General features: G+C 31.2%; 12 protein-coding genes. 10 read left to right on the forward strand and 2 right to left on the reverse strand.

From position 1 onward, the window contains the following. Nucleotides 1-19 precede the first annotated feature (19 nt). Entirely contained in the window at nt 20-940 is a 921-nt protein-coding gene (locus tag WY13_RS01440) for a GH25 family lysozyme (protein ID WP_192844968.1), read from the forward strand. A 71-nt stretch (nt 941-1,011) separates the two neighbouring features. Here WY13_RS01440 and WY13_RS01445 read toward each other — a convergent pair whose 3' ends face one another. Beyond that, complete coding sequence (locus WY13_RS01445; RefSeq protein WP_063553939.1) at nt 1,012-1,662, reverse strand: helix-turn-helix transcriptional regulator; 651 nt, start codon at nt 1,660-1,662, stop codon at nt 1,012-1,014. A 604-nt stretch (nt 1,663-2,266) separates the two neighbouring features. On the opposite strand from WY13_RS01445, the gene WY13_RS01450 reads away from it, so the two are divergent. From WY13_RS01450 to ade, 6 genes are read left to right on the forward strand one after another with little or no spacing between them, the layout of a single operon-like run. Beyond that, on the forward strand, nt 2,267-3,394 hold the full coding sequence (locus WY13_RS01450; protein WP_063553940.1) for a BMP family ABC transporter substrate-binding protein: 1,128 nt from the start codon (nt 2,267-2,269) through the stop codon (nt 3,392-3,394). A gap of 17 nt (nt 3,395-3,411) precedes the next feature. After that, nucleotides 3,412-4,950, forward strand: a complete 1,539-nt coding sequence (locus WY13_RS01455) for an ABC transporter ATP-binding protein (protein ID WP_192844969.1) — start codon at nt 3,412-3,414, stop codon at nt 4,948-4,950. Then, on the forward strand, nt 4,931-6,025 hold the full coding sequence (locus tag WY13_RS01460; protein ID WP_063553941.1) for an ABC transporter permease: 1,095 nt from the start codon (nt 4,931-4,933) through the stop codon (nt 6,023-6,025). The genes WY13_RS01455 and WY13_RS01460 overlap by 20 nt, the downstream gene beginning before the upstream one ends. Before the next feature lie 3 nt (nt 6,026-6,028). Beyond that, nucleotides 6,029-6,958: an ABC transporter permease gene (locus tag WY13_RS01465; protein WP_063554025.1), complete on the forward strand. Its 930-nt coding sequence runs from the start codon at nt 6,029-6,031 to the stop codon at nt 6,956-6,958. 58 nt (nt 6,959-7,016) lie between these two features. Continuing rightward, nucleotides 7,017-7,508 (forward strand): nucleoside deaminase, encoded by a 492-nt coding sequence (locus tag WY13_RS01470; protein WP_063553942.1) that lies wholly within the window; start codon nt 7,017-7,019, stop codon nt 7,506-7,508. Continuing rightward, a complete protein-coding gene (gene ade, locus WY13_RS01475; protein ID WP_063553943.1) occupies nt 7,505-9,274 on the forward strand; it encodes an adenine deaminase in 1,770 nt (589 codons plus the stop codon). Before WY13_RS01470 ends, ade begins: the two co-directional genes overlap by 4 nt. Before the next feature lie 83 nt (nt 9,275-9,357). On the opposite strand, the gene WY13_RS01480 is transcribed toward ade, so the two are convergent. After that, nucleotides 9,358-10,410, reverse strand: a complete 1,053-nt coding sequence (locus WY13_RS01480; protein WP_063553944.1) for a cell wall-binding repeat-containing protein — start codon at nt 10,408-10,410, stop codon at nt 9,358-9,360. A 280-nt stretch (nt 10,411-10,690) separates the two neighbouring features. On the opposite strand from WY13_RS01480, the gene WY13_RS01485 reads away from it, so the two are divergent. The 3 genes from WY13_RS01485 (at nt 10,691) to WY13_RS01495 (ending at nt 13,280) form a co-directional block, all read left to right on the forward strand. Beyond that, complete coding sequence (locus tag WY13_RS01485; protein ID WP_063553945.1) at nt 10,691-11,206, forward strand: sigma-70 family RNA polymerase sigma factor; 516 nt, start codon at nt 10,691-10,693, stop codon at nt 11,204-11,206. Next, nucleotides 11,196-12,107, forward strand: a complete 912-nt coding sequence (locus WY13_RS01490) for a DUF4367 domain-containing protein (protein ID WP_063553946.1) — start codon at nt 11,196-11,198, stop codon at nt 12,105-12,107. The genes WY13_RS01485 and WY13_RS01490 overlap by 11 nt, the downstream gene beginning before the upstream one ends. A 72-nt stretch (nt 12,108-12,179) precedes the next feature. Then, a complete protein-coding gene (locus tag WY13_RS01495; protein WP_063553947.1) occupies nt 12,180-13,280 on the forward strand; it encodes a protease complex subunit PrcB family protein in 1,101 nt (366 codons plus the stop codon). The last annotated feature ends 108 nt before the right edge of the window (nt 13,281-13,388 follow it).

Consider the following 13,388-nt stretch of genomic DNA (forward strand, 5'->3'; position numbering starts at 1 on the left):
ACAATAGGAGGAATGATTTATGAAGATAATGAATGGAATAGACGTATATGAAGGAGATAATATTTCAGACTGGAATGTTATTAAAAATACAGATGGTATTTCTGTAGTAATTCAAAAAGCAACACAAGGGCTATCTCATGTAGATAGCCTATTAAATTATAGATATACAAGAATTAAACAGGCAGGACTTAAGATTGGATTTTATCATTACGCAAATGGCAATGATCCAACAGCGGAAGCAAAGCACTTTTTAGAAACTATCTCAGGATTGGAAAGTGATACTGTTCTGTGGCTGGATATAGAGGGAGAGGAAAATTGGAGTAAAGATAATGCTATTAATTTTGCAAATGCTTTTATCAAATATGTACAGTCACAGGGTCATAAAATAGGAGTATATTCTGGATATGCATTTTATAAAGATTATCTGGCAGGTAACATTTTAGATGTTCCACTTTGGATTGCAAGTTATGGCAAACAACCTTCCTTATATCCAGATGATGCTTCATGGCAGTATTCAGAAACCGGGAAGTTAAATGGAGCTGTGGGGTATGTGGATTTAAATTATTTTATAGAAGATATATTTACTGGAAATGTATCACCTGTTAAGCCTAATACTCTTGTGCAGCAGATAAAAGCTCTCCAGTATAACCTGAATTTAGATTATAGTGCAAAATTAGCTGTAGATGGGATTGCAGGACCTGCCACTATTGCGGCATTAAAGGGAATACAAAATATCATTGCTAAGGGTCATAAATCTCATGTAGTGTTGTGGATACAACAGAAACTTGAACAATATGGCTATTTAAAGAAAAATTCCTATACTCCTATGGTTTATGATGAAGTGACTTTTCAAGCTGTAACTAATCTCCAGAAGAATTGGAGAAAAGCTACAGATGGTATTTTAGGTCCAGACACATGGAGTATATTTTTGAATAATTAAATTAAAGAAACTGTGAAAAGAGGTGTACCTCAAATGTTTTATACGTATCTAACATTTGGGGTGCACTTTTATTACATGTATTTGTTTAAATACCTGTATATAGTAGGCTCAGAAACCAGGAGAGCCTTGGCTACTTTAACTACAGCCCCTTTCAAATTAAAAGCTCCTTTATCATATAAATATTTTACTACACAAATCTTTTCATTAGCAGACATGCGTTCTGGAAGAATATTTATTTCAGATATAGCCTCATTGATCATGGTACATAAGAGATCGTCCACATTATCATAAAATTGCTCTTGTGTTTTTATGTTTTCATTTTCGCTCACGTCGGTATTTGATACAAAACTTAATTTGTCCATTAAATCCTTAACTTTATTATAAGGTTCAATATCTATATTTACACAAAGTAATCCTATTATCTTGTTATCATCATTTTTAATAAAATAGCTTGAAGATTTGAAAGTCTTAAAATTACCCTCTGCTTTGTAGTTAGCTGCGTAATTTTTATTAGTATAAGTTTTATTTTGAATTATATTAAAAACTAAGTTAGTAAGGGGACTACCTATATTTCTTCCTGTTAAATGACCATTTTTTATAAAAATTATAGAATTGTTAGGAGTAGTTATATCTTGTATTACTACCTCGCAGTTATTTCCTAGAATTTCAGAAATAAATTCAGCTACAGGTATGTATTTTTTTAATAATTCTCTGTTATTCAAATTTTTCACCCCAATTATTATTTAACTTATAACAATAAAGATAATAAATAAAAATAACAATATACCACTTAATGATAAAATTATTAAAATGTATAAAAATACTTATTTAGATTATAACATTAAACTCACATATTGAAATACATATTTTTTAAATTTTTTATAAATATAATGCCTATAATGAGATATATAAACATATAAAAATGCTTTTTTTAGAAAATAATAAATTATATTTAATTAAATGAATACAAAATCCTGTAAGAAAATTACCAAAATCATAAAATGTATACGATACAGCGCTATTTTTGCCATAAAAACGAAAAAATATTAATAAATTTATAATTTTACTATTGTATTATTTAAAATATGTAACTATAATACTTAATATAATAATATATTATTACTATTATAAAATATTATCACGATAAAAATGATAAATAATCAAAAACACTTCGTATAAAATAACAAAATTATAAAAATACTTTTTTAACTACTAACTGCTATATTTTATTTCTAGATATATTTAAAAAGTAAATGAATATATAATTAAAAAATTATTCATATATTTTTTAACAATATTATTCTAAATAATAAGGGGGAACTAATAATGAAGAAGAAAAAAATACTTATCTTTTTACTTGCACTTGTTGTTATTACAGGATTATTTGCAGGATGTTCGTCATCTGACACAAGCTCTACTGGAGTAAGTACTACTTCTGGAGGAAAGAAAATAGATAAAGACAAAATAAAAGTTGGTTTTATTTATGATGGTAGTTTAGGCGATGGTGGCTGGGTTGATGCCCACAACGATGGAAGATTGGCACTTGATAAGATGGGAATCAAGACTATATATAAAGAAAATGTTCCAGAATCTCAGAAAGTTGAACCTGTTATAGAAGATATGATTAGCCAGGGATGTAATGTAATTGTAGCAGCTAGCTTCGGATACATGGATTATGTTTATACGGAAGCACAAAAACATAAGGATGTTATATTCCTACATAATGCAGGATATAAAACAGCAGATAATATGGGGGCATATTTTGCTAAATACTATCAATCAACATATTTAACTGGTATATTGGCTGGTATGAAAACTAAGACAAACAAAATAGGTGTAGTAGGATCTATGCCGATACCAGAATTGTATAGGCAAATTGATGCTTTTGCATTAGGAGTACAGTCTGTTAACAAAAATGCTGTAGTAAATGTAAAGTGGACTCATACTTGGTATGATCCTGCAAAAGAAAAAGAAGCAGGTAAGGCACTTGTTGATCAGGGAAATGATGTTATAAGTGAAGAACAAAATACTACATCTGCTTTAGATCCTGCTGAAGAGAAGGGACTTGCAGGTATAGGATTTGATAGAGACAAGAAGAATGAAGATCCTAAAATGTACATGACAGCACCTGTTTATCATTGGGATGTATATTATAAACAGCAAATTAATGATTTAATAGCTGGAAAGTGGAAATCTGAGAAATGGTTAAAAGGCCTTGAATCAGGAGTTAATGATCTTGCTCCAATTAGAGCAGAGAGCGCACCAGCAGGTGGAAAAGAAGCTGTGGAAAAAGCTAAAGCTGATATAATTTCAGGTAAATTGAAGATATTTGCTGGGCCAATTAAAGATCAAAAAGGTGAATTAAAAGTTAAAGAGGGTCAGGTTTTAGATGACAATTATCTTGAAAAAATAGATTGGTTTGTACAAGGTATAAATGGTGCAAATGAAAAATAGGAAGGAAGTGTATCCTTTTGAATGAAGAATATTATTTAACTATGAAAAATATAACTAAAAAATTTGGTGACGTAGTTGCTAATAACGATGTTAATTTTAATGTTAAAGGTGGAGAAATTCATGCACTGTTAGGTGAAAATGGTGCAGGCAAAAGTACACTTATGAATATGCTGTCAGGAATATATATTCCTGATGGCGGTTCAATTTTTATACACGGAAGAGAAACAAGATTTAAATCGCCAACGGATGCTATAAAATCAGGAATAGGTATGATATATCAGCATTTCAAACTTATAGAATCCATGACTGCAATACAAAATATTATTTTAGGAAAGAAAAAAAAGTTATTTCTAAATTATGATAAAGAGGTAAAAAAAGTTCAACAAATAAAAGACAAATATGGCTTTGATGTAGATCTAAATAAATATGTTTATGATATGTCTGTAGGAGAAAGAGAAAATCTTGAAATATTGAAAGTACTGTATAGGGGAGCTGATATTCTTATTTTAGATGAACCCACAGCAGTATTTACCCCTCAAGAAACCAAGAAATTATTTAACTTAATGAAAAAAATGAAAAAAGAAGGATGTTCTGTTATATTTATAACTCATAAATTAGATGAGGTTATGGAAGTAGCGGACACAATTACTATACTTAGAAAAGGTGAATCTGTAGAAACTGTTACAAAGGATAATACATCACCTAAGGAGTTAGTAGATAAGATGATAGGTTATCATGTAGATTTAGCTATAGAAAGATCAAATACGACTATTGGCAAATCCATATTAAAAGTTTCAGATTTAAATTTAATAAATGATTTGAACATTCCTATACTTAAAAATATAAATTTTGAGATACATGGAGGAGAAGTGGTTGGAGTTGCAGGAATTTCAGGATGTGGTCAAAAAGAACTTTGTGAAGTCATAGCTGGAATTACTAAGATATCTAGTGGAAGAATAGAACTTGAAGGACAAGATATAACTGATAAGGATGCTTCAAAACTTTCAAAAGAAAATTTAGGAATAAGTTTTATACCTGAAGACAGACTTGGTATGGGACTTGTAGGATCTATGGATATGGTAGACAACGTATTTTTAAAATATTATAAAAAGCAAAAGGGAGTGCTGCTCAAAAAAGATGATGCAGAAAAAAGGGCAGAGAAAATCAAAGAGGATTTAGAAGTAAAGACTCCAAGTATACATTATCCAATTAGAAATCTTTCTGGAGGAAACATACAAAAAATACTTTTGGGAAGAGAATTAGGATTAAATCCTAAGTTGATTTTAATGGGTTATCCAGTAAGAGGGCTTGATATAAATACTTGTTATACTATTTATAATTTGGTAAATGAAGAGAAGAAAAAAGGTACAGGTATATTGTTTGTTGGTGAAGATTTGGATATACTTTTAAGCATTTGTGACAGAATTATAGTTATGTATTCAGGGGAGATAACGGGAAATTTTGAAAGTAAAAATGTTACAAAGGAAACAATAGGATATAAAATGCTTGGCAATAAGCGTAAGGGTGATGAGATTTATGAAAATGAAATTTGTTAAGAGAGAGAACATAAGTAAAAATAAAGAAGTAGTTATTAGAATAACTGCCATATTATTAGCTTTTGTTGTAATGGGAATTCTTTTTGCAGCACTTAAGTGCAATCCTATATCAGTTTATATTTCGATGTTTAAAGGAGCCTTTGGAGGGGCCAACCCAATTAAACAGACAATAAATTCGGCTATACCACTTGTAATTACTGCCCTTGGAATTGCAATAGGTCTTAAATTAAAATATTATAACATAGGTGGAGAAGGTCAGATAATAATGGGAGCTTTTGGAGCTGCTCTTGTTGCATTTCATTTTCCTAATATGCCAGCTCCTATCCTCATTATTTTAATGTTTGCAAGTGGAATCTTGTTTAGTGGAATATGGGGATTTATACCGGGATTTTTTAGAGTAAAGTGGAAAGCTAATGAAACTATAACTACCCTTATGATGAACTATATTGCGCTTAAGTTTATAACATATCTGCAATATGGACCGTGGAAAGATCCTAGTTCTCTTGGATTTCCTAAAATGCCTAATTTCTCTTCTAACGCAATACTTCCAAGTGTTTTTGGTGTTCACATCGGATGGATAATAGCTATAGTACTTGCTTTTTTTGTATACATTTTTTTAGACCATACTAAAACTGGATATGAAATTTCTGTAATTGGTGAAAGTGAAAATACTGCCAAATATGCTGGAATAAATATAAAGAAAACTACTTTAATTGCAATAGTGCTTAGTGCTGTATTTTGTGGAATAACAGGAGTAATACAGGCTTCTGCTATAGAACAGACTCTTTCTACTGAAATAACAGGAGGGGTTGGTTATACTGGAATAATAATAGCCTGGATATCAAATTTAAATCCTGCTATAAGTATTTTAGTATCAATTTTATTTGCAGGTCTTTTACAAGGAGGATCATTTATTCAAACGGCTTTTGGCATACCAAATTCAGTAGCATCAATTCTTCAATCAGTAATTCTTTTCTTTGTGCTTGGTAGTGAATTTTTTATTAGGTTTAAGCTGTCAAAAGGTGATACAGATAAAAATGATGAAGAAAACAAAAAAGTTGTAAATGAGGTGTAAATGATGAATGGAGTAATTAGTTTTTTAGCAGCAGCAGTAGTTGCAGGAACTCCCCTTCTTTTTGCAACACTAGGAGAAATTTTAACTGAAAAAGCTGGAAATTTAAATCTTGGCGTTGAAGGATTAATGCTTATGGGTGCGGTTATGGGATTTAGTATAGGATATAATACTGGGAATCCAATTATGGCGATTATGGCAGCTATGGCAGCAGGAGCCTTTGGTGTCCTCATATATACGATTTTAACGGTTAACTTAAAAGCTAATCAAACAGTTTCAGGGCTAGCTATATCCATATTTGGAACTGGATTTTCTAATTTTGTAGGTAAAAGTATAGTTGGCAAGAATATACCAGGAGGAGTTAAAAGTTTTTTTGAACCTGTAAGTATACCAATACTTTCCCACATACCTTTTATTGGACCAATTTTTTTCCATCAGGATATTTTAGTTTATCTTGGATATGCAGCTGCAATTATTATGGGAATTTATTTTTACAGAACTTATAAGGGATTAAATCTTAAAGCAGTAGGAGAAAATCCGGCAGCAGCGGATGCCGCTAGTATAAATGTAAATCTCTATAAATATATTCATATACTTATTGGTGGTGCACTTTGCGGACTTGGTGGAGCTTATTTATCACTAGCATATGTTCCTAGCTGGCAGGATAATGTTACAGCAGGTAGAGGTTGGATTGCAGTAGCACTGGTTGTATTTGCATCATGGAATCCTTATAAAGCTATTTTTGCATCTTATCTTTTTGGCGGGCTTGATATCATTAGTTTTAGAATGAAGAACATGTTTATTTCCCAATATTTTATTGATATGCTCCCATATCTAGTAACTATTATAATACTGGTACTTGTATATATGAAAAAATCAAATAAAAATGCTCCGCCTAAGGCACTAGGTAATGCTTATTTTAGAGAGGAACGTTAGAAAAAAGTTTCAATAAATTTGCTTAAAGATTTTATGAAGAAAGTAGAGGAAAAGTGTAATGAGTAAAAAGGATCACTTATATTATTTAAGAAGGGCAAATGAAATTGCTAGAAATTCAAGAGAACATGGAAATACTCCATTTGGAGCACTGCTTGTAGATAAGGATGGTAATATACTTTTAGAACAGGAAAATATAGAGATAAGCACAGGAGATTGTACGGGACATGCTGAGGCTTCACTTATGAGAAGGGCATCTCAAAAATATTCTAAAGAATTTTTAGCAGAATGTACACTATATACTACTTTTGAACCATGTGTCATGTGTTCTGGTGCCATTTACTGGGGCAATGTAAGGACAGTTGTATATGGACTCACTGAAAAAGAACTTCTAAATCAAACGGGAAATGACAAGCAAAATCCAACTTTTGACCTTTCTTGTAGGGAAGTATTTAAGAAAGGACAGAAAGGCATTACTGTAATAGGGCCTTTTAATGAATTAAAAGATGAAATATTAAAAACTCATGAGGGGTACTGGGGGAAAAGTGATTGAAAAGTTATTTGGAAATAAAAAAACTTATAGAATGTGGACTAGGTCAAGTATCCTGTGATTTAAAACTTTCAAATGTTAATCTTGTAAATGTCTATTCTGAAGAAATATATGGTACAAACATCTATATAAAAGATGGTAGGGTTGTGTGCATTGATCCTGATGTTGAGCTTGAAACTGAAAAATCTATAGATTGCAGTGGAAAGTATGCTATTCCAGGATTTATTGATTCCCATTTGCATATTGAAACTACATTGCTTTCTCCTGAAGCACTTTCAGATGTAATAGTACCTAAGGGAACTACAACTTTATGTGCAGATCTTATGGAAATTGCAAATGTATGTGGAATAGATGGAATAAAAGCTCTGCTTAATTCCATAGAAAAACTACCTTATAGAACTTATATTGAAATACCATCAAGAGTGCCTACAGCTCCGGGACTTGAAACTACAGGAGGGGTAGTGGAATTAGAAGAAGTCATAGAGGCACTTAGTTGGGAGGAGACGTTGAGCTTAGGAGAACTTGACCCTTCAAAAATACTGTTTAAAAAGGAAGAATATTTAAAGAAAATTGAGGCTTCGCTTGGTAGAAGAAAAATAATTAATGGTCATGCTATTGGAATAACAGGAAAGGATCTTAATGTTTATGCTGCTTCTGGTATGAGTGATGATCATGAATGTGTATCATTTGAAGAACTTCTTGAGAGAATAAGACTTGGTATGGATGTATTTATAAGAGAAGGAAGTTCTGAGAGAAATGTAGAAAAGCTCATAAAGGGAGTTGTAGATAAGAAACTTTCTTTTGAACATCTTATGTTTTGTACAGATGATAAACATGCTAGTGATATAAAAAATGAAGGACATATAAATTATAATGTGAACAAGGCCATTTCTCTTGGGGTTTCTCCTATAAATGCAATTCAGATGGCAACTATGAATGCAGCAAAGCATTTTAGAGTAGAAGATGAAATAGGAAGTATTACTCCAGGAAGAAAAGCAGACATTCTAGTAGTAGAAAGCTTAGAAAATATAGAACCATCCATGGTATTTTTTGAAGGCAAGCTTGTAGCTGAGCAGGGAAATTTAATTTCAAATAAAGTAAGTTCAGAATATCCCGGCTGGATAAAAAATACTGTAAAATTTAAAACCCCGATAACATCGGAATCTTTTAAGATAAATTCCAAATGTAATGATACAACCTGTGTAAATGTTATAGAACTTATTAAAGATCAGATAATAAACAGGTGGATAAAAGCAAAACTTCCGGTAAAGGAAGGACTAATTCAAAATGATGTAGGAGAGGACATTTTAAAACTTGCAGTAGTTGAAAGATACGGAAAAACAGGCGGAGTTGGAATTGGATTTGTAAAGGGATTTAATATTAAAGATGGTGCACTGGCTTCTTCTGTATCTCATGATCACCACAATATAGTTTGTGTTGGAACTGATGATTATAATATGTCTATAGCAGTTAATGAAATTAAGGATATACAGGGAGGCTTTGTATTAGTAAAGCAGGGTAAAGTTATTGGAAAGATGGCTTTACCTATTGGTGGACTTATGAGTGACCATGATGCAGATTCTGTTATAGAGGAAATTACTAGTTTAAATAATCTTACACATGAGATAGGCTGTACTTTAGCTGCACCTTTTATGACATTGTCATTTATTTCCCTGCCTACTGTGCCGGAACTTGGGCTTACGGACATTGGACTCATTGACGTACTTAAACATGAAATAATTTCTACGGAAATTAAGAGTGATAAATAAGAAGGATAGGAGTAGATAGTCAAAATACTGAAGCTTAGCTTCAGTATTTTGACTATCTACTAATAGGAATTTATTTAATATGATTAGTTTTGATGAATATATACTGGAGTTACTATTAACTCTATAGAATCATATATAGAATCTGAAATAACCCCAGTTCCCCCGATTATTTGCGCATGAGTATTTTTGGAAACTGTATATCTAATATAGTACATAGCATTATTTGTTGCATCTGTACCATCTTTGTCAACTAATACTAATGGGGCACTATATTTTCCAGCTAATGCGGAAGCAACTAATGCGTCTGCGTAAAGGTTATCCGGTATGGCTGCACTTGCATTTGCTACATATAAATTATCATTTTTCAAATTACTCTTGAATGCTTTTAATACAGCAAGGTTAGTATCAAACCTGTTTGATCCACCGTCTACTCTAACAGCATCTGAGCCAAAAGCACTCTTTATTGCATCGCTTATAACGTTTGAAGTTCCAACAATTGTAACCTTAGAATTGTTGTTTTTTGCAAAGTTAATTACTGATTGAACTGAATCCTGGTCATTGTTTGCTAATAACAGAATTTGTCCCTTTGCTGCTGCTACTGGTGCTACGGAAAGTGCATCTGCAAATCCTTGTCCACCAACTACAATAACATTACTAGCACTAACTCCTAATGTAATTAATTCTTTAGCTACTGCTACGTTAGTTTCATATCTGTTTTGTCCACCTAATTCTGTTAAAGTGTATTTGGATTTAAGTCCATCTCTTATGCTCTGTGAAATAGAAGCATTTCCTCCAATAACATATACATTTTTTGCCCTTAATATGTTTAGTGCATCTTCAGCTTCTGGGCTGAGTGCATTTGATGAAGTTAAAAGTATAGGTGCATCTAATTTCTTAGCTAATGATGAAGCACTTACTGCATCGGCATATCCTTCACCTGATACTAATACAACATTGTCTGAAGTTGTCCAATTTATTGTAGCAACTCTAGCAGCTGTTCCATATCTATTATTGCCGCTTATTCTTGATATTGGCGGTTCATAATATGCTTTAACAGAATTGTAGGCAAATGCTATATTTAAAATGAAAGGTAGAAACATTATAATACCAAACTTTTTTATATTTTTTTTATACATATTTTAAGTCCCCTTATTTATTATACATTTGTTATATTGTGGTAATACAAGTATATAGTAACATATTATAAGATTTGAAACAATAAAAATGACCATTAATGCAGTAGAATATTACTGATATATGGTCATTTTTTAATTTTCAAATTTATGGAGCAAAACCAAAACTTTATACGTCTTATAAGGTAAGGGAGATTTTAATGGTATTATTAAGTATACTTAAGTTTAATTCTTAAAAATTGTGTAGCAGGAGGAAATGTCTTGGAAGAGATGTTATTGATATATGGATGAGAAAATAGAAGAGTTAATGAACAGCTATGGAAATGACGTACTTAGAATGGCCTATCTGTATTTAAAGGACAAGTATTTGGCTGAAGATGTTTTTCAAGAGGTTTTTATAAAAGTGTATAAAAATTTTAGTAAACTCAAAAAAAGCAGCAGCGAAAAAAACTGGATTATGACTATTACAATAAATACTTGCAGAGATATATTAAGAATTTCCTGGTTCAAGAAAGTTATTCTGTCAAAGGATGTGTATGATAATTCCTTTGTAGATATTTGTGAAAATGTAGATGACAAAGTTATAAATAAAATTCAACATGAAGAATTATTAAAACAGGTCATGGATATGCCGCGCAAATATAAGGAAATCATAATTCTTTACTATTATGAAGAACTATCTACAAGGGACATAAGTAAAGTACTGAAAATACCAGAAGGTACTGTGCGCAGCCGGCTTTTTAGAGCAAGGGCAGTATTGAAATCCAATATAGATGGGAAGATTGAATATGGGAGATAATATGAAAAATTTTAGGGATGAATCAAATGAAATTCTAAAAAATATTTGTGTTACAGATGAATTGAAAAGAAAGACCCTAGAAAGATGTAGTAATAAAAGGTGTAGTAATGGAAGGTCATTAAAATTAAAGCCGGTTTTAATTGCATCAGCTGTTTTTGTCATTTTAATTTTTACATTTAAGTTATACAACCTTTCTCATAAAACTGATATTGCACGCAGTTATGTAAAACCAGTTCAAAAATATGTAGACAAATCGATAAATAACGATCATAAAGGGACTAAAGATAATGAAACGTTAAAGGAAATATCAAAAGCTAAGGAAACAGAAAATCCAATAGTACAGGATAAATCAAATGCAAAAAATTCAACCAAGAATGTAAGCTCAAATAAGGATACAGCAGTTCAAAATAAAAATATTTTGCCGCAAAATACAGATGATTACAAAGTTGAATCTTCTGGTACTAGTCAGGAAAATGAAAAAGAAGGTGATAAAAATCATAGTGGAGATTTAAGCGCAGTAAGACCTAGTGGATTAGCTTCTTCAGAAGAATCCCTAAGTATGGAAGATGCTGAAAAATATTTTGAAAGTAAGGTACTGCTTCCATCATATGTTCCAGAAGGATTTGAACTTTCAAATATATCTATTCCCTGTGAAGGAGTTAAAAGCATAAGCATAAAGTACAGTTTAAATTCTAAATATTTTACAATACAGGAAAGCAAGAAATTGTCAGTATTAAAAGGTGATAAAACTTTATATATTGGTGCTGGTAAGGCTTATGTAAATTACTTTAAAGATGAACAAGCAACAAGTGTATCATGGATAATGAATAATGTGGAATACTCTTTATATGGAAATATACAAGAAAATTCCCTAATTGGCATAGCAAATTCAATTAAATAAATTATGGAGCGAAGTTTAGAATCTATACGTCTAATAATTGAAAAAGATATTTAAAGGAGGAGGAAACTATATATGTTTAAAAAGTTATTTATACCTATGTGTTTTGTACTAACTTTGGGAACTGTATATATGCCAGCTTCAGTAAAAGCTCAGGGGTTAGGTCAGGTTCAAACTGCAGCAGCTAATATCAATAAACCTGAGCCTATAATTTGCAATAAAATTGATTTTGAGACTATATCCTATGATAATGCACCAAAAGCTTTAACTAACGGCATAGATTCCTGTAAATCCAGTGAAGGATTTTTGTACTATTTGGATAGCAGCACAAATTATCTGTATGCAGCTGTAATGAGAGGGCAAAAGCCTACAGGAGGTTACGATATTAAAGTAAATTTTGTAGAAGATGTAGAAGGAAGAGAAAATATAATTGTAAAGGAAACAAATCCGGACAAAGGTACCATAGTACCTCAAGTTGTAACTTATCCATATACTATAATAAAGGTTAAATTGCCTGATTTTAGTATAAGCGTAAAAAATTCTTCAGGTAAGGTATATGATTATTTAGGTGAAGGAGAAAGCAATATAATAGGTGCTTCCTGGGTAATTGGTAATTTAGAAAATATATATACTGATAAAAATTATATATTTATAAAGGTTAAATATGAAAATGGGGATACGGAGCTTTTCTATGTAAAAAATAATGATGAAGGAAAAAATCAAATAAAAGATTTAAAAGTAAACAGTACCGTAAGTATAAGATATGCACTTGGAACTCCAGAAAAGTACAATGGGGAAGCTGCATTTCCTTTAATAGATGTAAAAATGCCAGTAGATAAGAGCATGTTTACAGATAAAGGATGGGAGAATTTAAATTCAAAAGACTATTTGAATGTACTGCGAGATAAACAATGGACGATAAAGTTTAAAGATCAGCTTAATGAACAGAATGTAAATAGCTCAAATATATATGTAGTAGATAGTTCTGGAAATGTAATTCCAACAGCAGTATCTTTACAAGATGATAACAAATCTGTAAAAGTTATTCCATATAAATCTTATAAGCTGGGACAAAAGTATTCCTTATTTATATCAAGCAAATTAAATAATAATACATCTTCTTTAAAAGGATATAGGATGGGCTTTCAAATATCAGATAGTATACGCATGAAGTAAAATTAATTTGGACATCATTATTTTAAACTGTGAAAGTTAGGTTATTTAACATTTATAGGTTTTCTAACTTAAAAATCAACTTATACGCAGGTATATTTTTGAGTTAAG

The organism is Clostridium ljungdahlii (genome assembly GCF_001636845.1).
GTDB lineage: Bacteria > Bacillota > Clostridia > Clostridiales > Clostridiaceae > Clostridium_B > Clostridium_B ljungdahlii_A.

Coding starts and splice junctions, on each gene's coding strand:
- WY13_RS01480 (WP_063553944.1), bottom strand. CDS start 10,410: ATGTATAAAAAAAATATAAAAAAGTTTGGTATTATAATGTTTCTACCT.
- WY13_RS01460 (WP_063553941.1), top strand. CDS start 4,931: ATGAAAATGAAATTTGTTAAGAGAGAGAACATAAGTAAAAATAAAGAA.
- WY13_RS01465 (WP_063554025.1), top strand. CDS start 6,029: ATGAATGGAGTAATTAGTTTTTTAGCAGCAGCAGTAGTTGCAGGAACT.
- WY13_RS01440 (WP_192844968.1), top strand. CDS start 20: ATGAAGATAATGAATGGAATAGACGTATATGAAGGAGATAATATTTCA.
- WY13_RS01490 (WP_063553946.1), top strand. CDS start 11,196: ATGGGAGATAATATGAAAAATTTTAGGGATGAATCAAATGAAATTCTA.
- WY13_RS01485 (WP_063553945.1), top strand. CDS start 10,691: ATGGATGAGAAAATAGAAGAGTTAATGAACAGCTATGGAAATGACGTA.
- WY13_RS01450 (WP_063553940.1), top strand. CDS start 2,267: ATGAAGAAGAAAAAAATACTTATCTTTTTACTTGCACTTGTTGTTATT.
- WY13_RS01495 (WP_063553947.1), top strand. CDS start 12,180: ATGTTTAAAAAGTTATTTATACCTATGTGTTTTGTACTAACTTTGGGA.
- WY13_RS01470 (WP_063553942.1), top strand. CDS start 7,017: ATGAGTAAAAAGGATCACTTATATTATTTAAGAAGGGCAAATGAAATT.